At 65.6% G+C, this 25378-nt stretch carries 23 protein-coding genes; 12 read left to right on the top strand and 11 right to left on the bottom strand.

What is annotated here, in order from left to right; all coding sequences use genetic code 11:
- Window positions 1-51: 51 nt before the first annotated feature.
- The gene (eccE, locus tag ABW18_RS08190; RefSeq protein WP_049698454.1) at window positions 52-1803 is read right to left on the bottom strand and encodes a type VII secretion protein EccE; all 1752 of its coding nucleotides are present in this window, start codon (window positions 1801-1803) and stop codon (window positions 52-54) included.
- 288 nt (window positions 1804-2091) lie between these two features.
- Between eccE and eccB the strand changes: the two genes are divergently transcribed.
- Window positions 2092-3636: a type VII secretion protein EccB gene (eccB, locus tag ABW18_RS08185; RefSeq protein WP_049698453.1), complete on the top strand. Its 1545-nt coding sequence runs from the start codon at window positions 2092-2094 to the stop codon at window positions 3634-3636.
- Window positions 3637-3666: 30 nt separating this feature from the next.
- On the opposite strand, the gene hpxO is transcribed toward eccB, so the two are convergent.
- Complete coding sequence (gene hpxO / locus ABW18_RS08180) at window positions 3667-4824, bottom strand: FAD-dependent urate hydroxylase HpxO (RefSeq protein WP_049698452.1); 1158 nt, start codon at window positions 4822-4824, stop codon at window positions 3667-3669.
- Between the two features lie 85 nt (window positions 4825-4909).
- Window positions 4910-5539: a TetR/AcrR family transcriptional regulator gene (locus ABW18_RS08175; RefSeq protein ID WP_049698451.1), complete on the bottom strand. Its 630-nt coding sequence runs from the start codon at window positions 5537-5539 to the stop codon at window positions 4910-4912.
- Window positions 5540-5651: 112 nt separating this feature from the next.
- Between ABW18_RS08175 and ABW18_RS08170 the strand changes: the two genes are divergently transcribed.
- The 5 genes from ABW18_RS08170 to nrdF all read left to right on the top strand — a co-directional run bounded on the left by ABW18_RS08170 (window position 5652) and on the right by nrdF (window position 10723).
- Window positions 5652-6245 carry an NADPH-dependent FMN reductase gene (locus ABW18_RS08170; RefSeq protein WP_049698450.1) on the top strand — a complete coding sequence of 198 codons (594 nt, stop codon included), beginning with the start codon at window positions 5652-5654 and terminating at the stop codon, window positions 6243-6245.
- A gap of 340 nt (window positions 6246-6585) precedes the next feature.
- Complete coding sequence (gene nrdH, locus ABW18_RS08165) at window positions 6586-6819, top strand: glutaredoxin-like protein NrdH (RefSeq protein ID WP_005174646.1); 234 nt, start codon at window positions 6586-6588, stop codon at window positions 6817-6819.
- A 38-nt stretch (window positions 6820-6857) separates the two neighbouring features.
- Complete coding sequence (nrdI, locus tag ABW18_RS08160; protein WP_200903228.1) at window positions 6858-7370, top strand: class Ib ribonucleoside-diphosphate reductase assembly flavoprotein NrdI; 513 nt, start codon at window positions 6858-6860, stop codon at window positions 7368-7370.
- Window positions 7371-7454: 84 nt separating this feature from the next.
- Window positions 7455-9665: a class 1b ribonucleoside-diphosphate reductase subunit alpha gene (nrdE, locus tag ABW18_RS08155; protein WP_049698449.1), complete on the top strand. Its 2211-nt coding sequence runs from the start codon at window positions 7455-7457 to the stop codon at window positions 9663-9665.
- A gap of 56 nt (window positions 9666-9721) precedes the next feature.
- Window positions 9722-10723 (top strand): class 1b ribonucleoside-diphosphate reductase subunit beta, encoded by a 1002-nt coding sequence (nrdF, locus tag ABW18_RS08150; RefSeq protein WP_005206006.1) that lies wholly within the window; start codon window positions 9722-9724, stop codon window positions 10721-10723.
- 108 nt (window positions 10724-10831) lie between these two features.
- Here nrdF and ABW18_RS08145 read toward each other — a convergent pair whose 3' ends face one another.
- Window positions 10832-11410: a TetR/AcrR family transcriptional regulator gene (locus tag ABW18_RS08145; RefSeq protein WP_049698447.1), complete on the bottom strand. Its 579-nt coding sequence runs from the start codon at window positions 11408-11410 to the stop codon at window positions 10832-10834.
- A gap of 75 nt (window positions 11411-11485) precedes the next feature.
- On the opposite strand from ABW18_RS08145, the gene ABW18_RS08140 reads away from it, so the two are divergent.
- On the top strand, window positions 11486-11893 hold the full coding sequence (locus ABW18_RS08140) for a VOC family protein (RefSeq protein ID WP_049698446.1): 408 nt from the start codon (window positions 11486-11488) through the stop codon (window positions 11891-11893).
- Window positions 11894-11918: 25 nt separating this feature from the next.
- Here ABW18_RS08140 and ABW18_RS08135 read toward each other — a convergent pair whose 3' ends face one another.
- Together ABW18_RS08135 and ABW18_RS08130 are read right to left on the bottom strand one after the other, a co-directional pair.
- Complete coding sequence (locus tag ABW18_RS08135; protein WP_049698445.1) at window positions 11919-12782, bottom strand: SWIM zinc finger family protein; 864 nt, start codon at window positions 12780-12782, stop codon at window positions 11919-11921.
- 55 nt (window positions 12783-12837) lie between these two features.
- A complete protein-coding gene (locus ABW18_RS08130; protein WP_049698444.1) occupies window positions 12838-15786 on the bottom strand; it encodes a DEAD/DEAH box helicase in 2949 nt (982 codons plus the stop codon).
- Window positions 15787-15995: 209 nt separating this feature from the next.
- Between ABW18_RS08130 and ABW18_RS08125 the strand changes: the two genes are divergently transcribed.
- The gene (locus tag ABW18_RS08125) at window positions 15996-17471 is read left to right on the top strand and encodes a DUF2252 domain-containing protein (protein WP_235434319.1); all 1476 of its coding nucleotides are present in this window, start codon (window positions 15996-15998) and stop codon (window positions 17469-17471) included.
- Window positions 17472-17478: 7 nt separating this feature from the next.
- Here ABW18_RS08125 and ABW18_RS08120 read toward each other — a convergent pair whose 3' ends face one another.
- The 3 genes from ABW18_RS08120 to ABW18_RS08110 all read right to left on the bottom strand — a co-directional run bounded on the left by ABW18_RS08120 (window position 17479) and on the right by ABW18_RS08110 (window position 19848).
- A complete protein-coding gene (locus tag ABW18_RS08120) occupies window positions 17479-17967 on the bottom strand; it encodes a beta-class carbonic anhydrase (RefSeq protein WP_049698623.1) in 489 nt (162 codons plus the stop codon).
- A gap of 86 nt (window positions 17968-18053) precedes the next feature.
- Complete coding sequence (locus ABW18_RS08115; RefSeq protein ID WP_049698443.1) at window positions 18054-18839, bottom strand: isocitrate lyase/PEP mutase family protein; 786 nt, start codon at window positions 18837-18839, stop codon at window positions 18054-18056.
- On the bottom strand, window positions 18817-19848 hold the full coding sequence (locus ABW18_RS08110) for an ABC transporter substrate-binding protein (RefSeq protein WP_235434318.1): 1032 nt from the start codon (window positions 19846-19848) through the stop codon (window positions 18817-18819). Before ABW18_RS08110 ends, ABW18_RS08115 begins: the two co-directional genes overlap by 23 nt.
- A 296-nt stretch (window positions 19849-20144) precedes the next feature.
- On the opposite strand from ABW18_RS08110, the gene ctaD reads away from it, so the two are divergent.
- From ctaD to ABW18_RS08090, 4 genes are read left to right on the top strand one after another with little or no spacing between them, the layout of a single operon-like run.
- Window positions 20145-21923 carry an aa3-type cytochrome oxidase subunit I gene (gene ctaD, locus ABW18_RS08105; RefSeq protein WP_049698441.1) on the top strand — a complete coding sequence of 593 codons (1779 nt, stop codon included), beginning with the start codon at window positions 20145-20147 and terminating at the stop codon, window positions 21921-21923.
- A gap of 22 nt (window positions 21924-21945) precedes the next feature.
- On the top strand, window positions 21946-23169 hold the full coding sequence (gene serB, locus ABW18_RS08100; RefSeq protein ID WP_049698440.1) for a phosphoserine phosphatase SerB: 1224 nt from the start codon (window positions 21946-21948) through the stop codon (window positions 23167-23169).
- Complete coding sequence (locus ABW18_RS08095) at window positions 23166-23915, top strand: peptidyl-tRNA hydrolase (protein ID WP_049698439.1); 750 nt, start codon at window positions 23166-23168, stop codon at window positions 23913-23915. Before serB ends, ABW18_RS08095 begins: the two co-directional genes overlap by 4 nt.
- A complete protein-coding gene (locus tag ABW18_RS08090; RefSeq protein ID WP_049698438.1) occupies window positions 23912-24376 on the top strand; it encodes a cupin domain-containing protein in 465 nt (154 codons plus the stop codon). The genes ABW18_RS08095 and ABW18_RS08090 overlap by 4 nt, the downstream gene beginning before the upstream one ends.
- A 7-nt stretch (window positions 24377-24383) precedes the next feature.
- On the opposite strand, the gene ABW18_RS08085 is transcribed toward ABW18_RS08090, so the two are convergent.
- Together ABW18_RS08085 and ABW18_RS23125 are read right to left on the bottom strand one after the other, a co-directional pair.
- The gene (locus tag ABW18_RS08085; protein WP_235434317.1) at window positions 24384-25187 is read right to left on the bottom strand and encodes a metal-dependent hydrolase; all 804 of its coding nucleotides are present in this window, start codon (window positions 25185-25187) and stop codon (window positions 24384-24386) included.
- Window positions 25187-25357, bottom strand: coding sequence for a hypothetical protein (locus ABW18_RS23125; protein WP_235434316.1), 171 nt, complete (start codon window positions 25355-25357; stop codon window positions 25187-25189). The genes ABW18_RS08085 and ABW18_RS23125 overlap by 1 nt, the downstream gene beginning before the upstream one ends.
- Window positions 25358-25378 lie beyond the last annotated feature (21 nt).

The following is a 25378-nucleotide window of genomic DNA, read 5'->3' as shown; positions in this document are numbered from 1 at the left end:
CTGCGGCGCGGATAGCTGCGGCACTAACCGCTGCCCGACGCGAAGCTGTTCTCAGACAAGTAGTCCGGACCGTTCGGGACGGCCGGGGTAGGGCATCGGCTGCACGGGCAGCGGGCCGGTGAAGCTCGACTCCTCCGGCGTCGCGACCATCGTGACGCGGACGCAGGCATCGGATGTTCGCAGCGTCACGTCGTGCGGTTGTGTCCGATCTTGTCTCACTTCGACCGTGTTCAATTCGATTGCAGTAGTGGCAGATTCGTTGTCCGACCCCTGATCGTGGGTGACGACGATCCTTGTCGTACCCGCCGACACGGGGCGTGGCGCGACACCGTCGAAGAGGTGAATCCGGCCGCCGCCGTCACGACCACCGTGGGGGTCGGCGAATGTCAGGACTCGATGATCGCCGACGCGCGCGACGAGGTGCTGCCATCCATCCGGACGCGAGGTGTGCACCACGACTCGGCCTCCGGTCGCGACGATCCGCAGCACGACCTGTGCGGCAAGGCGTGTATCGCCGACCAGGGAGACCTCTGATATGCCGGGGCCGAACAGTCGCGAGGTGACGGCACGACCGGTGTGATCGGCGCCGATCAATTGGCCGCAGCCACTCACCTGAATCCGCAGAGCGCCGAGCAGGGCGTGTGCCTGTGCGCCCGACGTCGCGTGCAGTCCGCGGTGCACCCGATGCGCGGCGGCATAGGGAAGCGACGCCGCGAGGGCGTCGAACTGCCGTCCGTCGAGCGGGGTCGCCCCTGTCGGCCAGGTGTCGACGACGCGTCCGGCGTCCGGGACGTCGTCGACGCGCATGAGCGCGCGCACCCGGAGGTTGCCGTCCTGTCCGTGGGAAAGAGTGAGGGTGAGCGTCGTCGCGAGCGCTGCCGGGCAGGCCGTACCGAATACGCGCGGTAGCTCGCGGGGGTCGATGGTCGCGGTGCGGAAGCGGATTCGTCCCGCCATGACCTGCGACCATCCTTCTCTCATCGAGCTCAGCTCCGAGCCATGCGTCAATTGCGTTGTGAGCGAATCCATCTCGCCTGCGGTGAGCGGGGTGGCGACGAGGCCGCATTCGCGAAGTCGACGCGCCACCCGCCGCGTGGTGATGGTCGCGGTCCGCAGCGCGCCGGTCGCGCCTCCGCCGCGGCGGGCAACCGCGCTGGGGCATTGGGTTGGATCGAGTCGCAGGACGACGAAGGTGCTGCGGTGCGTCGTCGCGGGAAGCGGGCCGAGGGTGCGTTCGTAGATAGCGGCCGCTTGTCCCGCTCCGCCGACTCGGACACCGTGACTGATCACGTCGATCGACGAGAGAGGGATGTCGAAGGGGTTGATGCACCCGGCGAGTGTCGCCAGCGGCAGCTCTGGTTCTGCCGTTTCGCAGCCGAAGGGGGACAGGAACGTCGGGGTGCAGCGTGCGGGGGAGACCCTCAGGACGGTGATCATCGTGCCCCCTGCCCAGCGGACACCGAGAGGGCCATCTTCTGTGGATAGACCAGTCGGCGAGACGCGCTGTCGGCGACCAGATGTCGGTACGTCGAATGGGGCGGGTGCGAGTTCGGGGAGTCGACGTCTGGCTCGGGACCAGTAGAAGCCGAGCCGACGGATCATGTTGCCCGCCAGAGACTGTCGGCCTGTTATCGGGACAAGCGTCAACGCCACGAGCGCTGCCACGCCGAGTGCGGCGACCCCCGCTCGGCCGCCCGCGACCCACCAGCCGACGAACCCGGCTGCCAGCAGCGCCTCGATCCCGACCAGTGTCGCGAATCCGGGTAGCCGTGATCGTGCGGACGGCCCCGTGTCGAACGCCATGTACCTGCTCCCCTCTCGCCACACCCGGTACCAGCCCGCGCACCGGCGGCCCCATATACGTATCACCCAGTAGTAGAGCGTTTTCCGCGCCGCTGTGCGTCGAATCGTGCGTTGTCCACAGGCGAGGTGCAACGTCGGATTGTCGGTTTTGCGCGGGTCTGGTTCGGTTAGGCTACTACCGCGCCGGCCAGCCGTCGCGACGTTGTGCCGCTACGTGTCACGTGAGAAGTCCCCTGACACAGGCGGTGCCGCGGGAGTGCGCGGGTGACGAAGTGGGGGAGGGAAGCGATGGCGCGTCAACTGACCACCAGAGCGCAGGTCAACGGATACAGATTCCTGTTGCGGCGCCTCGATCACGCGCTGATCCGTCGAGATGTGCGCATGTTGCACGATCCGATGCGATCACAGGGGCGTGCGCTGGCGGTCGGGGCGGTTCTCGGCGTGCTCGTGCTCGCGGGATTTGCGGTGTGGGGCCTTGTCAGTCCGCAAGGCTCCGTTGGCAAGTCGACCATCATCGCGGCGAAAACCGGCGGCACCTACGTCGTCATCGACGGCACCGTGCACCCGGTATTCAACCTGGCGTCGGCACGACTCATCACTGGCAGCGACGAGAAGCCGGCGTCGGCGTCGGAGAAGAAGCTGGCCCGCTACCCGCGCGGTCCGCTGCTCGGCATTCCCGGTGCGCCGTCGGCCCTGCCGGTCTCGCGCGTCTCCGCGTGGACGGTATGCGACAGTATCGATGCGAGTGCGGCCGATGGGACGTCGGGGATCGGTGCGGGGTCGGGACGCGCGGCGGCCGGAGCGCTGTCGGTCGTCGCGGGCGAACCGGTATTCGGGACGGACATCCGCGCCGCAGGCGCCGACGACGCCCTGTACGTGACCGACGGCTCGGGTGTGTTCCTGATCTACCAACTCGACCGTGACGGCCACCCGACACCCGTTCGCGCGCAGGTGGATACCTCCAGTGTTCCGGTGCTGCGGGCGCTGGGACTCGAGGGCCGGACGCCGCGGCCGATCAGTCGCGGACTACTCAACACCTTTCCCGAAGTCGACCCGTTGACGCTCCCCGACATTCCGGGGCAGGGTGAAATGAGTTCACCCGCAGGTGTCGGTTCACTGTGGGCCGGGGACGCACGCGTCGGCTCGGTCATCAAGACATCCGCGGCCAACGGTGTCGTCGAGTACTACGTGGTGCTGCGCGGTGGTGTGCAGCCCATCAGTGCCGCGGCGGCAGAGATTCTCCGACTCGCGGAACGCGACGACGCCGCGCCCGTGGCAACCGTCGCGCCGGGCGTCGTCGCATCGACACCGATGCGCGACGAATTGCCGATCGCCGATTTCCCCACGACGACACCGCATCTCGTCACACCCAGCGAGGGCACCGTGTGCCGGGCCTGGGTGCGCGGTGCTGACGCCGACGCCGCTCGGACAACGCTTCTCGTCGGGGACTCGCTGCCGCTGCCGGACGGGTCGAAACCGGTGCGGGTCGCGAGCGCCGACGGATCGGGTCCCGGCGTCGACCAGGTGTACGTGCGACCGGGGTCGGGCGCCTACGTTCAGGTCACCGGCAACGAATCAGACAGTGCGCGTGCGGAATCGCGCTTCTACGTCGCCGATACCGGTGTGCGCTACGGTGTGCCGGACGCGAAGACGGGGTCGGTTCTGCGACTCGGCGCATCGCCGACACCCGCTCCGTGGGATGTGATCTCACTGCTCGTCGCGGGGCCGACGCTCTCGCGCGAGAACGCGCTCGTCGCGCACGACGGCGTGGCTCCCGATCCGGCAGGCATCGCGGTCAACCCGCCGGAGAGCGCGCAGCAGACCGGCGGCTAGAGCGCCCCGCGGTTACCCGCTGCTGGGTGCTCAGGTGACCGGACCGCCGACGATGTTGCCGACGATGCCGCGAATGATGTTGGTGCCGTCCTCTTCTCGGAGTTCGGAGTACCACTGCGCTGTCTTCTCGGGGTCCTTCGCGTGTGTCACGTCGCAGCGCTTGCGGGCACGCAGGACGAGGTCGCCCGCGCGCTCGGCACGCGCGGCCTGGTAGTCGTCGAGCGCGGCGTACACGTCGTCGGGATGATCGCGGAAGGCGAACTGCAAGGCCACGGCGTCTTCCATCGCCGAACAGCCGCCCTGCCCGATGTCGGGAGTGGTGTTGTGCGCGGCGTCGCCGAGTACCGCCACGCGGCCCTTGACCCAGGTGTCGAACGGGTCGAGGTCGAGGATCTCGACGCGGTTCGTTGTTGCGGGATCGAGCTTCTCGATGAGCGTCTGCACCCCTGGTGCCCAGCCGTCGAATTCCTTGGTGAGCACCTCGCGGGCGGTTCCCCGCTCGAAGGGCTGCCCCTCGGGCATCGGGACGTCGAAGAAGAAGTAGAAGCGGTCGCCCGCGACCGGCATGACCGAAACCCGTTTGCCGTCACCGACGTACGTCGTCCACTCGGTCGACGGGCCGATGGCGGGATCGGTGGCGACGAGGCCGTTGAAGTTCACGTATCCCGCGTAGCGTCGCGTGACCGGACCGCCCAGAACATATTCGCGAGTCAGCGATTTCGCGCCGTCGGCACCGATCACGATGTCGCCGCTGGCACTGGTGCCGTCGGCGAAATGTACTGTGGCCGCGTCAGGTCCGTCTGCAACGGACACCATCTTCATGCCGAAGTTGATGTCGTCGAATCCGTAGGCGTTCATGAGCATGAGCTGCAGCTCGGCCCGCGCGATGGGGTAGGGGCGTTGGCCTACCTCGTCGATCAGCGGCTGCATGCTGAACCGGCACATCGTCTCGCCGGTGTGGCCGTCGATGTAGCTCATGGTCTCCACGATGCCTCCGAGCGCCGCGGTCTCTTCCTCGAGTCCGAGGTGATTGAGGCACTTGACGCCGTTGGACCACACCGAGATCGCGGCGCCGACCGGCTTGTTCTCGGTCACCTGCTCATAGACCTCGACGTCGAATCCGAGTTGCTTCAGGGCGATGGCGGCGCTCATGCCGCCCATGCCTGCACCGATGATGACTGCCTTCACGTTGTCTTCCCTTCCACCATGAACAGGCTAGGGCCGATCGTGGCGTCGCGCGCGGCGAGGTCGATTGTGTGGCGGCGTGTGATCGTCAGCGCACTGGCAAGCCGCCGACCATCGAGGTCACCATCGTTTGCCACTGCGTGATGATCGTCTCGAGGTCGAGGCCGACGACCTCGGTCAGGTGCTTGACGGCGGTGGCGCCGAGCGGAGTCAACAGGGCGATCGCCGTCACCTCGACGGGATCCGGGAAACCCAACTGCCGCAGCAGGATCTGGACGTGCATGCTCGATGCCTGGGAGACGGGATGGCTCCAGAACTCGGTCCCCGGTAGATCTGCCTCGAGCAGGATGTCGAGGTGAGCCGCGTTCATCTTCAACCGCGCGGCACCGTAGGCGAGGAGGCGTTCGAGGGGAGCGGCGCCCGGTCCGAGTGGTGCGGGGCCCGAGAGGTAGGACTGCTGTAGCTCCGATTCGGAGTGGTCGAGGAGGGCGAACATCAACCCGGTTCGGCTACCGAACCGCCGGAACACGGTGCCCTTGCCGACGCCTGCCTCGCGCGCGACCGCATCCATGGTGACCGCGGCGGCGCCGTGGTTGTCGATGAGGTTCTTCGCTGCGGCGAGCAGCAATCGCCGATTACGTGCCGCGTCAGCGCGTTCGACGCTGTCGGGTTGGGTCAACTGCAGTGACCGTGGTCCTCCCTCGACCTCTTTACGCATGTGATGAGCCTAACGGTTGACGGATCCGCACTGCGGATCGAATCTGGTGGAACAAATCGGACCGCGGTCCGGTTTACCAAGCAAGTGTAACGCCATGGAAAGGAGAAGTCTCGTGCCAGATCACGACATCACAGCACAGAACGCCAACGTCACGGTCGCGGTGTTGGTCGGCAGCCTGAGGTCGGCGTCGATCAACAGGCAGCTCGCTGAGTCCGTCGTCGACAAGGCCCCCGCGGGCATCGAGTTCTCGGTTGTCGACAACATCGGTCGTGTGCCGTTCTACAACGAAGACATCGACTACGCGCCGGGTTCGGGCGATGGCGTACTCGATCCCGAGGTCGTCGCGCTCCGGGAGCGGGTCGCCGCCGCGGATGCCGTATTGATCGTCACGCCCGAGTACAACGGGTCGGCTCCCGCGGTGCTGAAGAACGCCATCGACTGGCTGTCCCGGCCTTACGGTTCGGGCGCGCTGACCGGTAAGCCGGTCGGTGTCATCGGGGTGGCGCTGGGGCGCTTCGGGGGCGCGTGGTCGCGTGAGGACATTCGCAAGTCGGTGAAGATCGCGGGTGGGCAGGTCGTCGAGGAGGTGGAGTTCGGAGTATCCGGAAGCCAGCTCGGCGACTCGGGCCGACTTCCCGCCGAGGTCATCGACGGGGCCGTCGACGCCGTGCGGGTACTGGGATCCGAGGTTGCCGTAGCTGTATGAGGTGCTGATCGGCGAGAGTCTGTGACGGCCGCCCGTGTCGGAAGAATCACAAATGTGTGAGTCCCGACCAGGGCGGCCGTTGCGTTTCGCGAGGCGACACGCCGGAGTTCACGATCGTGTAGGCCCGCGACCTGCGACTTTCATCAATGTGATTACAAGCTCTAGTGGTGCAACCAAATGTCAGACACAAGGTGTAGTGTTTGGGACACCAGCAAGGCCGACGACGGGGATCGCTTGTAACCCTCAGCGACGGCGGTGAGGTCGGTGACCCAGATCACTATCTTCACACTGGAGAATCACCTGAGGCAGTACGACGTCACCACGACCGAGGAGCAATCTGATGGCCATCACCGTCTACACCAAGCCGGCCTGCGTGCAGTGCAATGCCACCTACAAGGCTCTCGACAAGCAGGGGATCGAGTACGAGGTCGTCGACATCACCCAGGATGCAGACGCTCGCGATTACGTCATGGCTCTCGGTTACCTGCAGGCCCCCGTCGTCGTCGCCGACGATGAGCACTGGTCGGGCTTCCGTCTCGATCGCATCAAAGCTCTGGCAACACGCGCAGCCTGAAGCCTCCGCATCACGATCCGAAGGGGAAGCCGGATCGAATGTCTCTCACAGCACCATCTCTTAGTCCGCACACGTCTCTCGAGTCACCGCTGATCGTCTACTTCTCATCGGTGTCGGAGAACACCCATCGGTTTGTCGAGAAGCTGGGAATGCGCGTCGCGCGCATCCCGGTCCTCGACGGCGAGCGGCGAGGGGGTGCCGTGTTCGAGGTCGACGAGCCCTACGTCCTGATCTGTCCCACCTACGGTGGCGGCAAACCGTCGTCGACGGGAAGCAACGGTTTCGTGCCGAAGCAGGTCATCAAATTCCTAAACAACACACACAATCGTTCGCTGATCCGTGGCGTCATTGCCGCGGGGAACACGAACTTCGGCGAGGAGTACTGCCTCGCGGGCGACATCATCTCCCGTAAGTGCTCCGTTCCGTACCTCTACCGATTCGAGCTCATGGGCACTTCCGACGACGTCGACCGCGTCCGTAGCGGACTGGTCGACTTCTCGCGAAGCGACGCCTTCGTCGATCCCGAGACGGCCGTCAACGTCCGCGCCTGAGTGTCGGTAGCGCCCACTATCGTCTCGACCATCCGGCAACCTTCCATCACCTCCACACGCACCCCATCTCCGAGGAGTCTCTTCGTGTCGCCTACCGCATCCGTCTCGGAATCCACAGTCCCGGACACCACTACGTCGGCGAGTGTGTCGGGCGTACACGCCGGCCCGGCCGATCACGACCCGGGCGAGCTCGACTACCACGCGCTCAACGCGATGTTGAACCTGTACGACATCGACGGGAAGATCCAGTTCGAGAAAGACCGCGAGGCTGCGCATCAGTACTTCCTGCAGCACGTCAACCAGAACACGGTGTTCTTCCACGATCTCGACGAGAAGCTCGACTACCTCCTCGAGGAGAACTACTACGAGCCAGAGGTGCTCGCCAAGTACGACCGCGAGTTCGTGAAGCTGCTCTTCGGTCACGCCTACGGCAAGAAGTTCCGTTTCCCCACGTTCCTCGGGGCGTTCAAGTACTACACCAGTTACACGCTCAAGACCTTCGACGGAAAGCGCTACCTCGAGCGCTTCGAGGATCGCGTGTGCATGGTCGCGCTGACGCTCGCCGACGGCGACACGTCGCTGGCGCGTGCGCTGGTCGACGAGATCATCGAGGGCCGATTCCAGCCTGCGACACCCACGTTCCTCAACTCGGGCAAGAAGCAGCGCGGCGAGCCGGTGAGTTGCTTCCTGCTTCGCATCGAAGACAACATGGAATCCATTGGGCGAGCGATCAATTCGGCGCTGCAACTGTCCAAGCGTGGCGGTGGCGTCGCGCTGCTGCTCAGCAACATCCGTGAGCACGGCGCGCCGATCAAGAAGATCGAGAACCAGAGCTCGGGTGTCATCCCGATCATGAAGCTGCTCGAGGATTCGTTCTCGTACGCCAATCAGCTCGGCGCACGGCAGGGTGCGGGCGCGGTGTACCTGCACGCCCACCACCCCGACATCTACCGCTTCCTCGACACCAAGCGCGAGAACGCCGACGAGAAGATCCGCATCAAGACGCTGAGCCTCGGTGTGGTCATCCCCGACATCACCTTCCAACTCGCCAAGAACAACGACGACATGTACCTGTTCAGCCCGTACGACGTCGAGCGCGTCTACGGCGTGCCGTTCGCCGACATCAACGTGACGGACAAGTACCACGAGATGGTCGAGGACCGTCGGATTCGCAAGACCAAGATCAAGGCGCGTGAGTTCTTCCAGACCCTCGCCGAGCTGCAGTTCGAGTCGGGTTACCCCTACATCATGTTCGAGGACACGGTGAACCGGGCGAACCCGATCGACGGAAAGATCACCCACTCCAACCTGTGCTCGGAGATCCTGCAGGTCTCGACTCCGTCGACCTACAACGATGATCTCTCGTATTCCCATGTGGGCAAAGACATCTCGTGCAACCTCGGTTCACTCAACATCGCCAAGACCATGGATTCTCCCGATATCGGGCAGACGATCGACACGGCCATCCGCGGCTTGACCGCGGTGAGCGACCAGACGGCGATCACCTCCGTGCCCTCGATCGAGAAGGGCAACAACGATTCGCATGCCATCGGCCTCGGCCAGATGAACCTGCACGGTTACCTTGCCCGCGAACGCATCTACTACGGTAGCGACGAGGGCATCGACTTCACGAACATGTACTTCTACACGGTGCTGTTCCACGCACTGCGGGCGTCGAATGCGATTGCGCGCGAACGTGGTAGGTCGTTCGCAGGCTTCGAGAAGTCCACGTATGCCAGCGGCGAGTTCTTCGACAAGTACACCGATCAGGCGTGGGTGCCCGCGACCGACCGTGTGCGGGAGCTGTTCGCCGAGGCCGAGATCGACATCCCGACGCAGGACGATTGGCGTGAGCTGAAGGCCGCGGTGGCGCGCGACGGTATCTACAACCAGAACCTGCAGGCGGTGCCCCCGACCGGCTCGATCAGCTACATCAACCACTCGACGAGTTCGATCCACCCGGTCGCGGCGAAGATCGAGATCCGTAAGGAAGGCAAGATCGGCCGCGTCTACTACCCGGCGCCGTACATGACGAACGACAACCTGGACTACTACCAGGATGCGTACGAGATCGGCTACGAGAAGATCATCGACACCTACGCCGCCGCCACACAGCACGTCGACCAGGGGTTGAGTCTGACGCTGTTCTTCAAGGACACCGCCTCCACCCGCGACGTCAACAAGGCGCAGATCTACGCCTGGCGCAAGGGGATCAAGACGCTCTACTACATCCGTCTGCGTCAGATCGCGTTGGAGGGTACCGAAGTAGAGGGCTGCGTCAGCTGCATGCTGTAACCACCACACCCCGCACACCTCCACAACCCTTAACCCCGCCGCAGGAGGCGACCATCATGACCGCAGGCACGCACAGTCCCGCAGACGGCGCACCCATCAAGCTGGTGAGCCGGGTCTCGGCCATCAACTGGAACCGGGTGCCCGACGAGAAGGACGCGGAGGTGTGGGATCGCCTGACCGGTAACTTCTGGTTGCCCGAGAAGGTTCCTGTCTCCAACGACATCCCGTCGTGGAACACGTTGACGGAGTACGAGAAACAACTCACGATGCGCGTGTTCACAGGCCTCACGCTGCTCGACACCATCCAGGGCACCGTCGGTGCTGTGTCGCTGATCCCAGACGCGACCACGCCGCACGAGGAGGCGGTGCTGACCAACATCGCGTTCATGGAGTCGGTGCACGCGAAGAGCTATAGCTCCATCTTCTCCACGCTGTGCTCCACCAAGGAGATCGACGAGGCGTTCCGGTGGTCGGAGGAGAACGAGCAACTCCAGCGCAAGGCGCAGATCGTCATGGACTACTACCGTGGCGACGATCCGCTCAAGCGCAAGGTCGCCTCGACGCTGCTCGAGTCGTTCCTCTTCTACTCCGGTTTCTACCTCCCGATGTACTGGTCGAGTCGGGCCAAGCTCACTAACACCGCCGACCTCATTCGGCTGATCATCCGCGACGAGGCCGTGCACGGTTACTACATCGGGTACAAGTACCAGCGCGGGTTGGAGACGCAGACCCCCGAGCGTCGACAGGAGCTCAAGGACTACACCTTCGAGTTGTTGTTCGACCTGTACGACAACGAATCCGATTACACCGAAGCGCTTTACGACGAGGTCGGGCTCACCGAGGACGTCAAGAAGTTCCTCCGCTACAACGCGAACAAGGCGTTGATGAATCTCGGCTACGAGGCGATGTTCCCGCGCGACGACATCGACGTGAACCCCGCGATCCTGTCGGCGCTGTCGCCCAACGCTGACGAGAACCACGACTTCTTCTCCGGGTCGGGTAGCTCGTATGTCATCGGCAAGGCGGTCAACACCGAGGACGAGGACTGGGACTTCTGACACCCTGATCTGGCTGACGGTCCACAAAGACCGGCGAGAGGCCCGGATCTGCAGTTTCTGCAGATCCGGGCCTCTTTTCGTGGCGTGCGCTGCGGGGTTGCAATGGCCTCAGGGCAGGTAGGCGGCGAGCAGTCTGTCCAGCGCCAGATGGGACCGCTCGCGTGCCAGGTCGGTGTCGGTGTGCTGCGCCGTCCACAGAGCCGCTTCGTTCATCGCACCTGAGAGTTGTGCGGTGGATGCGTCGAGAAGATCTTCGGCGACTCCGACGTCACGTAGCGCTTCGCGCAGGTGTGTTGCCGAGTTCGCTGCGTCGAGTCGACGCCATTCCTTCCAGCCGATCACCGCCGGGGCATCGATGAGCAGGATGCGTCCGGCGGAACCGTCCGTGATCGCATCGAGGAACGCGTGTGATCCTGCCCGGAGCTGCTCGCTCGGCTGCGTGCCCGCATCCTGCGCCGCCGCGACGACAGCCCGTGCGACGTCGGACTGGAGCGCAGCGGCAACCGCGCCGAACAATCCGGCCTTGTTTCGATAGTGGTGGTAGACCGCTCCTCGCGTAACCCGGGCTTCGCGGGCGACGTCGTCGAGGGACACCTCGCTGAAGCCTCGGGTGGCGAACAGTTCAGTCGCTGAGTCGAGGATGCGTTGGGCCGTCTGAGCAGCGGCGGCCGCAGAGGCACGGGGCATGACACTCTTCCTTTACGTACAGACAGTATGTAAGCTGATCTCGTTACATTCACATTGTATGTATAGGAGTGCTCAATGGCCGTCACCAGCCTGTATCCTGTCCTCATGTCGCGCGATGTCGAGGCCGCGGCGTCGTTCTACCGCGACCTCATCGGCTTCGAGACGACCTTCGAATCCGATTGGTATGTCAGCCTGCGCCTGGGCGACTACGAACTGGCGATCCTTGCTCACGATCACCCGACGGTTCCGAGCGGATACGGTGAGCTTCCGCGAGGAGTGATCGTGAACCTCGAAGTCGGCGACGTCGACGGCGTCCACAATCGGCTGGCCGGCTCGGCGGGGGTGAATGTGGTGTTGCCTCTTCGCGACGAGGACTTCGGTCAGCGACACTTCATCATTGCCGCACCCGACGGCGTCCTGCTCGACATCATCGAGCCCGTTGCCCCCAGCGAGGAGTACGCGGACGCCTACGTCCAGGCATGAATGCCCGCGGCCGGCCGAACAGCGGCTACTCCTGCACGAGCCGGTCGTAGAGATCGCCGAGTTCGTCGACGGCTTCGGCGATATCGCCGGGAGCTACCCCTGACGCCCGTAAGGCCGCGCGCAACGCCGTGCCGTCGAGGTCGGTGAGCGGGTTGCTGCGTGTCGGCCGAGGTAGCGGCGGCAGCGGCGCATGCGTCCCGAAGAAGTCGACGGCGCTGAGGGTCTCGTGCTCGGTGCTCGGATCGCCGTCGCTCCCATCGCCGTCGCTTTCATCTCCGACGCCTGACGTGCCCTGGGCGGCAGACTCGTCGGAATCCGTGTCGCTGTTGTTGCCGAGGGCGTCGAGCAGGGACGGTAGGTCGGTGCCCATGACCGTGAACAGGGCGAGCGGGGAGCGGTCGATCTCCGCGGCAACCTCGTAGGCGACGGCCAGCACGTGAATGCACCGGACCGCCTCGTCGGGACAGCTGCACTGCGAGGCGACGTCGGCTGACTCCGTCGGCCCGAGCAACTCTCCGACGATCGGCGGTTGTTCGCCACGCGCCACCGACATCACCTCTGCGACACCCGCACGGCTGCGGAGCAGTGTGGCGACGGTGTCGACGTCGACCGTACGCATCGAGAGGATCACGTCGAACGGGTCGAGTTGGCTGCCCTCGACCGACGCGGTCACCTGGCCGGGGCGGATGGAAAGGCGATGCACGTGGCGGTCGCGAAAGTATCGTCGCGCCTTGCTGATTCGTCGGCTGTCCGCTGACTCGGTAACCGAGCCGGAGCGCTGCGTCCCGGTGGCGTCGGCGATGTCGGTGCGGCCCTCGACAACGTCGACGAAGGCGCGCGACCAGCGGGTCACCGCGTAACCGCGGACCGGCACCGTCCCGCGCCTCATCGCGTCTGCCTCAACCGGTCGTGTGTGGAGATGTCGTGTGTGGAGATGAGGTGTCTCATTCGCTGACCGCCTCGTCGCGGAGGCGGAAGAGGTCGAACAGTTCATCGTCGCCGAGGTCGCCGATCCAGTTCTCGCCCGCCGACACCGTCAGTCGCGAAAGCTCGCGTTTCTTCGCGACCATGTCGTCGATGCGTTCCTCCAGGGTGCCGACGCAGACGAATCGTCGAACGTGGACGCGTTGGTGCTGGCCGATGCGGTAGGCGCGATCGGTTGCCTGATCCTCCACAGCGGGGTTCCACCAGCGGTCGACATGCACGACGTGGGTAGCGGCGGTGAGGTTCAATCCGGTGCCGCCCGCCTTCAGCGTGGCGACGAGGATCGGGGGAGAGTCGGCCGCCGATTCCTGTGTGGAACCCCGTGAGTCGCCTTGGAACTGCGCGACCATCCGGTCGCGATCAGCGCGGCCGATACCCCCGTGTAACAACGGAATCGGAGTCTCGAGCTGCTCGGACAACCACGCCGCCAGCATCTCTCCGAACGCCGCGAACTGGGTGAAGACGAGCGCTTTGTCGCCGTCGGCGACGAGCGTGGTCGCGATGTCGCCGAGCAGTTCGAGCTTCCCCGAGCGATGGCGGTCTCGCCGCATCATGGGTGAACCGTCGCCGAGATAGTGTGCCGGATGATTGCACACCTGCTTGAGACGCGTCAGCGCGGCGAGGACGGTCCGCCTGCGCATGGCACGCTGCTGCTTGTCGCGTAGCGCGACCATGAGGTCGTCGATGATCGCGCGGTAGAGCGCAGCCTGTTCGACGGTGAGGTTCGCGCGCACGGTGATCTCGGTCTTCTCCGGGAGGTCGCTGATGATCGAGGGGTCGGTCTTCTCCCTGCGCAGGATGAACGGTCTGGTGGCGCGGTTGAGTCGTCGGAGTGCATCGGGATCCCGGTCGCGTTCGATGGGTTCGGCGAACCGCGCCCGGAACGTCGACGCCGAACCGAGTAGGCCGGGGTTGACGAGGTCGATCACCGCGCGCAGGTCCTCGAGACGGTTCTCGACCGGTGTGCCGGTCAGTGCGAGTCGGTGACGGGCGGGGATGGCACGCAACGCTTTCGCCGCGGCTGTTCTGACGTTCTTCACATGCTGCGCTTCGTCGACCACGACGCGTCGCCACTGCTGCGCGGCCAACAGATCACGATCCCTGGTGGCGATCGCGAAGGTGGTGATCACCACCTCGACGTCGGCGATCGTCGACGCGAAGGTGGCGCTGCGGGCACGATCGGCGCCGTGGTGGACGTGGACCCGCAGGCTCGGTGCGAAGTGGTTCAACTCGCGAGACCAGTTGCCCACCAACGACATCGGGCACACGACGAGCGTCGGGGTGTGGTCGGTCGGCGCGCCGTCGCGTTCGGCACACAGCAGGGCGATGACCTGGACGGTCTTGCCGAGTCCCATGTCGTCGGCGAGTACGCCTCCGATGCCCAGGTCGCTCAGGTGGGCCAACCACTCGAGTCCGCGCTGCTGATAGGGGCGGAGAACAGCTCGTAGTTCCCGTGGCGCGGGGACCGGTTGGGCTCGCAGCATCGAGCCGGCGGCGACGTCGTCGAGCCAGCCGAGGCCGCGGACGGAACCGACCGGGACGGGGAGCGTGTCCGCGGTGCCCGTCACGAGTCCGAACAGCTCTCCCATGTCGGCGGGCTCGCCGGACGCGCGTAGCGCCCGTTGGGTACGGATGAAGGTGGCGGCACGCGTCAACGCCGCACCTTCCGCGCGCATCCATACGCCGCGCACTCGAACGAGATCGCCCTTCTGCCTGGACAATTCGTCGAGATCGGTATCGGTGAGCGTGATCGCGTCCGGACCGTCGCCCAGAGCGAGGCGCCATTCGAACTCGCGCATCTCGCGTAGCCCCACCATGCGTGCGGGTGCGCCGCCGCCTGACACCGGTGCCGCGCGTACTCCGAGGGAGGGCCGTACGTCGGCGATCGTGCGGGGCAGGAGCACGGGAAAACCCGCATCGGCGAGCAGCGCGGTGCCTGACGCCAGCAGATGTTCGACGCTGTCTGTCGGCAGCAGGAAGTCGAGGGTGTTGCGGTCGGGATCGGCCTTCGCGAGTTCGCCGAACGCGCGTACAGCAGACGCGAGTTCGGTGGTCACCTGGTCGAGCTCGTGTGCGTCGAGGCGGTGTGGCGCAACGGGTTCGGTGTGGCCGTCGGGTGCGCGGCGGCACACCTGGAGTCGCCAGCGCGGATCGGGAGGGGGTTCGTCGTCCCATGCGCCGAAGGTGTCGTCTGGATCGGGCAGGTCCGCGGGTTCGAACAGCCGGAACACCAGCAGCGACTCGTCCTGGGGTGCGCTGCCCGCCCACTGGTTCCACGCTGTGTGCGCGGCGGGTCTGCGGGCGGCGTCGGGTGCCGCGGCGTCGTCGACCAGCGCTGCGAGCACCGGCGTCGACGGCCGCGCGGGGCCCAGCCGTGCTGCCGAGTCGGCGAGACGTGCGCGGCATGCGTGGTCGACCAGTTCGCTCGCGAAGTCGGCGAGCGCCTCCGCCCCGCCGTTGTGGGTGAGGGCATCCGGCGCGCCGGCGGTGATCACCGTCATCCAACTGCGCCACGCCGCAGTGGGAATGGGCGTCCAGCGGACGACGGTCTCGCCACCCAGATCAGTGACGACGGGGGCGACCGAGCCTGCGGCGACGAACCGGCGCACGCCGTCGAGCATCATCCGGTACCAGCGGACGTCGCCCGCCACGGGCGTCGAGCGGGATGCGTCGAGCGCAGCGACCGCCGATGACGTTCCCAGTGTGATCGCGGCGACGAACTCACGGCGTCCGGTCGCCGCGATCATCCCGATGTCGCGTCGAAAACGCTTGCCCGCCAACAGTTGTGCGAGCTCTTCTGGCAGCTCCGCGTCGGTATCGAGCCAGATGGCCATGCCGATACCCGGCCGCCAGAGTGTGTGCCAGCCGGGCGCCTGTGGCGCGCTACGTCGTGTCGCCGTGATGGACATTCAAATTCAGCATGATGCGCACGCGTGGTCGAGACGCGCCAGGGTGGTCGAGAAGGCGGGGTGTACGAGACGGCGGGGGTTTTCGGGCAGGTCGGAGTACCCATCGGGAATGGCGGACATGGTTCGAGATTAGCGGCCGACCACGACACGTCGTGGTCGAGAGTGGTGGAAGCTGCGCGCGGTGCCGCCTCACGCGCCACACTGGTTGCATGACCTCTCCGACGGACGCAGCCGACGCTTCCACCCAGGAGTCCGGATCGCCCGGGTCCGACTCGCCACACTTCCCGTCCCAACCCACCAATGACGGCGAGCTGGTAACACAGTCCGCGGCGCTGGCGGCCGGACCGACCGAGTACGCCATTACGGAAGGCTCGGTGGGCAAGGCGGCACGCAAGAAGGTGCCGAGGACGTCGCTGGGAGAGTGGGACCCGTCAACACGCGGCCACGACGCGTTGCACACCATCCTGTCGCAGAACGAGATTCGCGATCAACGCTTGCTCCCCATCCGGCACGGCCGGATGGCGGCGTCGCCGTGGACCTATTACCGGGGAGCCGCGGCCGTCATGGCGGCCGACCTCGCATCGCGGCCGAACACCGGCATCCACGTGCAGATGTGCGGCGACGCTCATGTGCTGAATTTCGGGATGTGGAACACGCCCGAGCGGACACTCGCCTTTGACCTCCGTGACTTCGACGAGACGCTGCCGGGGCCGTTCGAATGGGACCTGCTGCGCTTTGTCGCGAGCCTCGTCGTCCTCGCCCGGGACAACGGCATCGACGAGAAGACGGCGGTCAAGGCGGTTCGCGCAGGATTCACCGGCTACCGCGACTCGATCGCCACCTACGCGACTTGGCCGATCCTCGACGTGTGGTCGGCAAAGGTCTCCGCGGACGACCTGGTGGGGTACCTGGCTCCGGATGAGGGCGCCCAGTTGGACAAGTACCTCACCAAACGCGCCGCGAAGCGGAGCAACAGGGGAGCGTCGAAGAAGTTCACCCACCTCGTCGACGGCAGACGGACCATCACCGAGGACCCGCCGTACCGTACGCACGAGCTGGAGCAGTTCGACGATGTACTCAACGACGTCCTGCTGGGCTACTACGGCTCCATCCGGGAGAACATCGCGGCGTTGCTGCGTCGCTTCGATCTCGTCGACGTCGTGCAGCAGGTGGTGGGCGTCGGCAGCGTCGGGATGCGTGTCTATCTCACCCTCAACGAGGAGCACCAGACCGGCGACCCGCTGTTCTTCCAGATCAAACAGGCCGCGCCGTCGGTGTACGAGAAGTTCCTCGGGCCCAGCGTGTACCCGAATCACGGACAGCGAGTGGTCAACGGGCAGCGACTGATCCAGAGTGCGTCGGACAGTTTTCTCGGATGGTCCACGATCCGCGACTGGGATTTCTACATCAGGCAGTTCCGTGACGGAAAGGTCATTCCCGACGGCAAATCGGTTGCGCCACGGCTCGCGACCTTCGCCACTGCGTGCGGCCATGTTCTCGCCCGTGCCCACGCGCGCAGTGGTGACGCGAGGGCGATCAACGAGTACTTCGGCAAGTCGGACAAGACCCAGGAATCCGTGGTCGCTTTCGCACAGGCATACGCCGACCAGACCGAGAGAGACCACGCCCAACTGGTCGCCGCGATAGACGACGGGACCGTCGAGTCGGCGCCCGGCTGGCCGTGAGTGGCCGTCAGTCCACTTCTGCGAGCCGCCCGGTCGCGACGTCGAAGACGAATCCCCTCAGCGAACTGGTCTTGGTGATGAACGGGCTGTTCCGGATGCGTGTGAGCGACTGTCGGACGTCCTCTTCGACGTCGGGAAACGCCTCGGCCGCCCACTCGGGCTTCTGACCGATTTCGGTCTGGATCTCGCGTTTGAACTCGTCGTCGGTGAACGTCAGCATGCCGCAGTCGGTGTGGTGGATGAGGATGATCTCCGTTGTCCCGAGCAGCCGCTGGCTGATGGCGAGCGAACGGATCTCGTCGTCGGTGACGACGCCTCCGGCGTTGCGGATGACGTGTGCCTCACCCTCGTTGATGCCGAGCGCGCGGTAGACGTCGAGGCGTGCGTCCATGCACGCGACGATGGCGACGTGCTTGCTCGGCGGCAGGGGCAACGGGCCGGTGAACGTGGCGGCGTAGGCGTCGTTGTTGGCCAGGTACTCGTCGGTGACAGTCATGCGACGAGCCTTGCCGACGCCACGCACCGGCGGGAACAGTTGCGATCAGTCTGGGTCGATCTCGGGCGCGAATGCGAGAGACGCGCTCAGTGCCACGCGGTCAACAGCTCGGCGGCACGTTCGGCGAGGTTGGCCTGCCAGAACGGTCCGAAACTGATGCGGCCGACGCCGAGCTCGGCGTAGTGCGCTCGTCCGGAATCGGCCGCAGGGTTACCGATCGCGTTGACCGGAAGCGGCAGTTCGGCGGTGAGCGTGCGGTAGACGTCGTCGGTGTGGCGGCCGACGGGATAGAGGCAGCTCGCGCCCGCGTCCGCGCACAACCGCAGGCGTGCCACCGCGCGTTCGACGCGGTCGGACTCGTCGCCGTCGGCGCGGATGAACAGGTCGGTGCGGGCGTTGATCACGACGGGAACTCCCGCGGCGTCGGAGGCGGCCCGCAACTCGCCGATGAGCGCGGCATGCTCGGAGGCGCTGCGCAGACGCCTGCCCTCGGAATGCACGGTGTCCTCGATGTTGAGCCCGACGGCGCCCACCGAGAGCAATCCGTCGATGAGCCGGGACGCGCTTTCGCCGTACCCCGATTCGACGTCGACCGACACCGGAAGATCAGTGGAGGCGGTGATCTGCCGGACACGGGTGAGGAGGTCGTCGAACGTCATTCCCTCGTTGTCGGACTTGCCGATCGAGTCGGCGACGGGATGACTGCCGACGGTCAGGCCGGAGAACTCGGCGTTGGTGGCGATCTGTGCCGACCATGCATCCCAGACCGTCGGCAGCACGACGGGGTTACCGGGCTGGTGCAGTGCGAGCAGCGCCTGTGCCTTGGCGGTCAGAGCGTCGGGTGAGGAGTCAGTAGCTTCCGGAGTTGCCATTGAGTGAACCTTTCACGTCGTTCAGCACGAGCCACGCGGCGGCAAGGCCTGAACTGCGGTACCACACGTCGTCGTCGACGATGAGGACCCGCTTCCAGGTCGGCGCACCCATGTCCAGCCAGCGGTCGCTGAGCAAGACCTCTTTGCCGTGTGCGAGACCCGCCGAACCCTCGAAGGAAACGTAGATGAGATCGGCGTCGGCGTCCTTGAAGTTCTTGTCGGTGAGGACGGTGGTGCCTGCAGTGCGTTGCGACGCCGGCCGCTGCACCCCCACGGTAGAGAGGATCTGGCCTGCGAAGCTGTCGGTTCCCGCGATCACTTCCGAGTTGTTGCCGAACCGGACCAGAGACACCCGGGAGTGGGCGGCATCCATACGCTTGCCGGTCTTGCGGGCTTCCGTGTCGAATTCGTCGAGCAGCCGCGGTCCCTGCGACGCCCTGCCGAGTGCGTCTGCGACCTCGGTGAACTGTGCGCGCCAGTCGCCGGGCTCGATGGTGGCCACCCTGGTGGACCCGAATGCCTTGGCGGACGCAGCCGTGTCTGGTGTCGTCAGTACGACGTCGGGTGCGGCTGTGCCGACGGTCGCGGCGTCGGGCGAGGTGCCGATCGTGGGTACCGATGTCAGCTGTGGGCCGAGGTAGGCGGGAACGCTGTTGGGTGCGGAGGTCACCGCGACGACCTTGGAGCCGATGCCCAGTGCGCAGATCGCGTCGAGGAGCGAGGGATCGGTGACGACGATCCGGTTGACGTCGGCCTGCGGGTCGTCCGACGCCGTCGGAGCAAGGCACGTCTTGCTGTAATCGCGGTCGGGTGAGACCACGTTGACGTCGGCGATGCGCGTCGTCGAGGTGCTGATGGTCTTGCCGTCGGGCGTGGTCAAGGCCGTGTTGTCGTCGGAGCAACCCGACAACCCCACCGCGAGCGCACCCGCCACGACGAAGGCGCCGAGAGTGACGCTGACCTTGCGCGTACGACCTCGACCGACCGCACTCTGCTTACCGCCTGACACGCAGATCAACCTAGCACCGCCGCGCAGCCGTCTTTCGTGGCAGACCGTGCGGGTTCGCGCGACGTCGGTGCAGGGTGTGGAATCAGCCGTGCGACACGTCGTGTCGGCGCCCGAATATGGTCACTGACATGCTCTTTTGGGGTGCTCTGGAGAATTTGTACGACAGATCGTAGGACCCACTCGGCCCAGCCGGGGTGAAGGGGCTACGATCGGTAACCAGCGCTCGGTGTGTGATTGCCAGCGGTAGTTTTTCGTTCGTTGCCGTCCCGAGCTCACGGTCGGTTAGAGGAGGATCTGTGACCGCGGTAGACCAGCCCACAACCCAGGTTGTGCCAGCGCGCCCGTACCCTGCGCGCTATCAGCCCAAGGGTTCTTTCATCTACAAGCTGATCACCACGACCGATCACAAGTTGATCGGCATGATGTACATCACCGCCTGCTTCGCGTTCTTCCTGATCGGCGGCTTGATGGCGCTGCTCATGCGCGCCGAGCTCGCCCGTCCGGGCATGCAGTTCCTGTCGACGGAGCAGTTCAACCAGCTCTTCACGATGCACGGCACCGTGATGCTTCTGATGTACGCGACGCCCATCGTGATCGGCTTCGCCAACTTCGTTCTCCCGCTGCAGATCGGATCGCCCGACGTGGCGTTCCCGCGTCTGAACGCCTTCGGCTTCTGGCTGTTCGTGTTCGGTTCGACGATCGCCATCGGCGGCTTCCTGACCCCGGGCGGCGCTGCCGACTTCGGCTGGACCGCCTACACGCCGCTGACCGACGCGGTGCACTCGCCCGGCGTCGGCGCCGACCTGTGGATCATGGGTCTCGGTGTGTCGGGTCTGGGCACCATCCTCGGCGCGGTCAACATGGTCACGACCGTCGTCTGTCTCCGCGCACCCGGCATGACGATGTTCCGCATGCCGATCTTCACCTGGAACATCCTGGTGACCAGCGTCCTGATCCTGCTGATCTTCCCGCTGCTGACCGCCGCGCTGCTCGGCCTCGAGGTCGATCGACAGTTCGGCGCGCACCTCTACGACCCGGCCAACGGTGGTGTGATCCTCTGGCAGCACCTCTTCTGGTTCTTCGGACACCCCGAGGTGTACGTCATCGCGCTGCCGTTCTTCGGCATCGTGTCGGAGGTGTTCCCTGTCTTCAGCCGGAAGCCGATCTTCGGTTACTCCGGTCTGGTGTACGCAACGCTCGCGATCGCTGCACTGTCGGTGGCCGTGTGGGCGCACCACATGTACGTCACGGGCGCGGTTCTCCTGCCGTTCTTCTCCTTCATGACGTTCCTGATCGCAGTGCCGACCGGTGTGAAGTTCTTCAACTGGATAGGCACGATGTGGAAGGGAAACATCACGTTCGAGACGCCGATGCTCTTCTCCGTCGGCTTCATCGTGACGTTCCTCTTCGGTGGCCTCACCGGCGTTCTGCTGGCCAGCCCGCCGCTGGACTTCCACCTCTCCGACAGCTACTTCGTCGTCGCGCACTTCCACTACGTGTTGTTCGGCACGATCGTGTTCGCCACCTACGCGGGTATCTACTTCTGGTTCCCCAAGATGACCGGACGCATGCTCGACGAGCGACTGGGCAAGTGGCACTTCTGGCTGACCTTCATCGGTTTCCACACCACCTTCCTGGTCCAGCACTGGCTGGGTAACGAGGGCATGCCGCGCCGTTACGCCGACTACCTCCCGTCCGACGGATTCACCCGCCTGAACGAGATCTCGACCATCGGTGCGTTCATCCTCGGCCTGTCGACGCTGCCGTTCCTGTGGAACGTCTTCAAGAGCTACCGCTACGGCGAGGTCGTGACCGTCGACGATCCGTGGGGCTTCGGCAACTCGCTCGAGTGGGCGACCAGCTGCCCGCCGCCGCGCCACAACTTCACCGAGCTTCCCCGCATCCGTTCGGAGCGTCCCGCGTTCGAACTGCACTACCCGCACATGGTCGACCGAATGCGTGAAGAAGCGCACGTCGGTGGTGGCCACGGGCATGAGAGCAGGGTGGCCGAGGACGTTCGTCGCGATCCGCTGACCACCGGCAGCCACGAGGCATCCGGCGACCGCGATCGCTGATCACGTTCCTCACAACGCCTCGATGGAGCAATCCACACCGATCCTGATCACGGTCACCGGCCCGGACAAGCCGGGCGTCACCTCGGTCCTCATGGGAGCGCTCGCGGCGCAGCAGGTGAGTCTGCTCGATGTCGAGCAGGTGGTCATCAACGACCGCCTGACGCTCGGGGTCATGGTCTCGGTCGACACCGACCCCGAAGAGGTTCAGGACGTCGTCGAGCAGGCGATGGGCTCGATCGGCATGGATGTGATCGTCGAGGTCGGCGGCACGCCGGCCGGGCACCGTCCGTCGACTCACGCGGTGGTCTTGCTCGGAAGTCCGGTGACCGCCAGAGCCTTCCGAGCGGTCGCGGCCGAACTCGCAGGCCAGGGCGGCAACATCGATTCGATCCGGGGTGTTGCCGACTATCCGGTGACCGGCCTCGAATTGATGGTCAGCGTCGGCGGGCGCAACAGCGTCGCTGCCGACGCCGACCTTCGCAAGGGTTTGGCGGGCGTTGCGGCCAAGCACGGTGTCGACATCGCGATCGAGCGAGGCGGACTCGCACGACGCGCCAAGCGGCTTGTCGTCTTCGATGTCGACTCGACGCTCATCCAGGGCGAGGTCATCGAGATGCTCGCCGCACATGCGGGTCGCGAGGCCGAGGTCGCCGCGGTGACCGAGGCTGCGATGCGCGGTGAACTCGACTTCGCGGAATCGCTACGGGAACGCGTCGCGGCACTCGAGGGCCTTGATGCGCGCGTTCTCGACGAGGTGGCGGGTTCGCTGCAACTGACACCCGGTGCGCGCACCACGATCCGTACGCTGCACCGCCTCGGATATCGCTGCGGTGTGGTGTCCGGCGGGTTCCGTCAGGTGATCGACGGCCTCGCGCACGACCTCGAACTCGACTTCGTCCGTGCCAACACCCTCGAAGTCGTCGATGGCCGGCTGACAGGTCGGGTGATCGGCGAGATCATCGATCGCCCCGGCAAAGCACGCGCGTTGCGGGCATTCGCCGACCAGGTCGGCGTGCCGATGGAACAGACGATCGCCGTCGGCGACGGAGCCAACGACATCGACATGCTCTCGGTCGCGGGCCTCGGAATCGCTTTCAATGCCAAGCCCGCGCTACGCGAGGTCGCCGACGCCGCGTTGAACCACCCGTTCCTCGACGCGGTGCTGTTCATCCTCGGCGTGACCCGCGACGAAATCGAGGCCGCAGACGCCGCGGACGGAGTCTTGCGGCGCGTCCCGCTGCCATGACGTCTACGGAGTCCGTCGTCGATCCCTTCGACGACGCCTATCGACGTCTTGTCGACTATGTGGGCGGCGCCGACGATCCCGATAATCCCGCCGACGTGCTCGCGATGCAGATGGTGTTGCGGATCGAGAAGTCCGACCCGCCCGACCGCACCGAGTTGCTCACGGCGGCAGCGCGGTCTGTCGCCTTGCTCTGCCTTGACGACCGATCGGGCGCCGACGGTCCGTGGTCGGAGCCGATGACGGCGTGGTGCGATGCGCGCATCCGTAAGATCGCGCGCCGTGCCCGAGGCGCGCATTGGCTTGCGGCACAAGAGGTGTGGGGCGTCACGGCGAGTGAGGGTGATGCCCATGCGCGCGCGTTCGTTCCCGGACGGGTCGGCGACGTCGACCGACGCATCTCTCGCCTGCAGATCGGCGGCACCGACGTCGACGGGGCGTTGCCATCGACGCCCGGTGGGGCAGGCGTATGCCTCTGGGTGAATCCCGATCTCGAGATGACCGTCGGCAAACTGGCGGCGCAGGTCGGCCACGGGTCGATGCTCGCCGTGAAGCTCCTCGACGAGCAGGCGGCGCGTCAATGGCGCGACGCGGGATGTCCGCTGTCGGTGTGCCTCGCCGATCGAGATCGGTGGAAGGATCTGCTCGCCGCCGACGCTCAGCAGCGAGCAGTTGCGGTGCGTGACGCCGGCTTCACCGAGATCGCGCCCGGGTCGGTGACCGTGATCGCGGAGGTGATCGGCGAATGAGCGACGCGTCGCGGCTACCCGAGTGGGCACAAGCACTCGACCTGCAGCCCCACCCCGAGGGTGGCTGGTATCGCGAGACCTGGCGTAGCGGCGTCGAGATCCCCGGTGGCGCACTGCCTTTGGGATATGAGGGCACGCGCGTGGCTGCGACAGCGATCTATTTCGTGTTGCTGCCGGGCGAGCAGTCGTCGTGGCATACGGTGCGCGGTGCGGAGATGTGGCTCTTCCATCGTGGCGCCCCGGTGGAACTCGACCTCGGCGGTGACGGGAACGTGCCGAACGACGTCGAGACCGTGGTCGTCGGACCCGACGTCGAATTAGGGCAGCGTCCGCAAGCCTTTGTCCCGCCTGGGAATTGGCAACGCGCGCGTGCGGTCGGAGATGAGGCGTCGCTCGTCAGTTGCGTCGTCGCGCCGGGTTTCGACTTCGCGGATTTCGCACTACTCGAACCGCGACAGTAAGCAGGGGTCAGGCCGTCGACGTTACGTCGACGACGTCGCCCTGGCCGTCGGGGACACGTTTGGCGATCTCACCGACGCCGACCGAATACCAGCGGGCGGCTGCCCGTGGGTCCTCGTCGTAGCGTCGGAACCAGCGGGCCGCGAAGTCGGGGAGTCGCTCGTAGAGCGGATCGTGGTCGGGCGCCTGTGATCGCACGAGTCCGACGAACATCTCGATCATCTCGCGCATCGGTACGTCGGCGTAGGTCGTGTCGTATTCCGTATGCGTCCGGTTGAATCGCCACACGGCGGCCATCGACCGCAGGGTCACCCCGGCCGGGACCAGGTCGGCGAATTCGCCGCCTTCACCGACGGGCACGTGCTCACGAAAGCCGTCGCCGACGATCTTCAACATCTCGTTCAAGTGCTTGACCACACCTGCGATGGTCTTGAGCCGGTAGGGATAGCTGTCGTGGACGGCGTCGTACACCCGCAACGCGGAGCTGCGGTGTTCCATCTCCTCGACGAAATGCCAGATGAAGAGTGAGGAAATGCGCTCATCCCCGGGTTCGAACAGTTTGTCGTCGTGATCGAGGAACACGCGGAAGTAGGGCGTGAAGGTCGCCTCCACCACCGCGGCGTAGGCCAGACGCCAGGCGAGTGGTTTGGTCTCGAGTAACCGGTCGTAGGAGGCGATGACCTCGTCCATCGTGTGCCGGAGTCCCGGCCACCGTCGGATGAGCGCCCGCAGGTGGGCCAGGTGCGCAGCAGTGTGCTGCCCCTCCTGCTTGACGTAGTCGGTTGCTTCGTCGACCATCTCCGGATCGCGCATCAACGGCAGTGCCTCGCGTGTCGACGCACGATCAGCTTCTCGAAGCCGGGCGCGAAGAACGACACGACGTTGCACTGCATCGCGAAGGCGGGCCGCTGTGGATGCCAGTTGAACGGGATGTCGTCTCCGGCGAGGTCGAACTTGACTCTGCGGACCTTGAGGTCGGACATCCTGACTCCTCATCGCCCGCC

It is taken from the genome of Gordonia jacobaea (assembly GCF_001186365.1).
Lineage (GTDB): Bacteria > Actinomycetota > Actinomycetes > Mycobacteriales > Mycobacteriaceae > Gordonia > Gordonia jacobaea.
This window is presented reverse-complemented; position numbering and strand designations above follow the sequence as displayed.

Coding starts and splice junctions, on each gene's coding strand:
- ABW18_RS08085 (WP_235434317.1), bottom strand. CDS start 25,187: ATGCGCGATCCGGAGATGGTCGACGAAGCAACCGACTACGTCAAGCAG.
- ABW18_RS08130 (WP_049698444.1), bottom strand. CDS start 15,786: ATGTCCATCACGGCGACACGACGTAGCGCGCCACAGGCGCCCGGCTGG.
- ABW18_RS08120 (WP_049698623.1), bottom strand. CDS start 17,967: ATGACTGTCACCGACGAGTACCTGGCCAACAACGACGCCTACGCCGCC.
- serB (WP_049698440.1), top strand. CDS start 21,946: ATGGAGCAATCCACACCGATCCTGATCACGGTCACCGGCCCGGACAAG.
- nrdF (WP_005206006.1), top strand. CDS start 9,722: ATGACCGCAGGCACGCACAGTCCCGCAGACGGCGCACCCATCAAGCTG.
- nrdI (WP_200903228.1), top strand. CDS start 6,858: ATGTCTCTCACAGCACCATCTCTTAGTCCGCACACGTCTCTCGAGTCA.
- ABW18_RS08125 (WP_235434319.1), top strand. CDS start 15,996: ATGACCTCTCCGACGGACGCAGCCGACGCTTCCACCCAGGAGTCCGGA.
- ABW18_RS23125 (WP_235434316.1), bottom strand. CDS start 25,357: ATGTCCGACCTCAAGGTCCGCAGAGTCAAGTTCGACCTCGCCGGAGAC.
- ABW18_RS08175 (WP_049698451.1), bottom strand. CDS start 5,539: ATGCGTAAAGAGGTCGAGGGAGGACCACGGTCACTGCAGTTGACCCAA.
- eccE (WP_049698454.1), bottom strand. CDS start 1,803: ATGGCGTTCGACACGGGGCCGTCCGCACGATCACGGCTACCCGGATTC.
- ABW18_RS08135 (WP_049698445.1), bottom strand. CDS start 12,782: ATGAGGCGCGGGACGGTGCCGGTCCGCGGTTACGCGGTGACCCGCTGG.
- ABW18_RS08115 (WP_049698443.1), bottom strand. CDS start 18,839: ATGGCAACTCCGGAAGCTACTGACTCCTCACCCGACGCTCTGACCGCC.
- nrdH (WP_005174646.1), top strand. CDS start 6,586: ATGGCCATCACCGTCTACACCAAGCCGGCCTGCGTGCAGTGCAATGCC.
- ABW18_RS08095 (WP_049698439.1), top strand. CDS start 23,166: ATGACGTCTACGGAGTCCGTCGTCGATCCCTTCGACGACGCCTATCGA.
- eccB (WP_049698453.1), top strand. CDS start 2,092: ATGGCGCGTCAACTGACCACCAGAGCGCAGGTCAACGGATACAGATTC.
- ABW18_RS08090 (WP_049698438.1), top strand. CDS start 23,912: ATGAGCGACGCGTCGCGGCTACCCGAGTGGGCACAAGCACTCGACCTG.
- ABW18_RS08140 (WP_049698446.1), top strand. CDS start 11,486: ATGGCCGTCACCAGCCTGTATCCTGTCCTCATGTCGCGCGATGTCGAG.
- ABW18_RS08145 (WP_049698447.1), bottom strand. CDS start 11,410: ATGCCCCGTGCCTCTGCGGCCGCCGCTGCTCAGACGGCCCAACGCATC.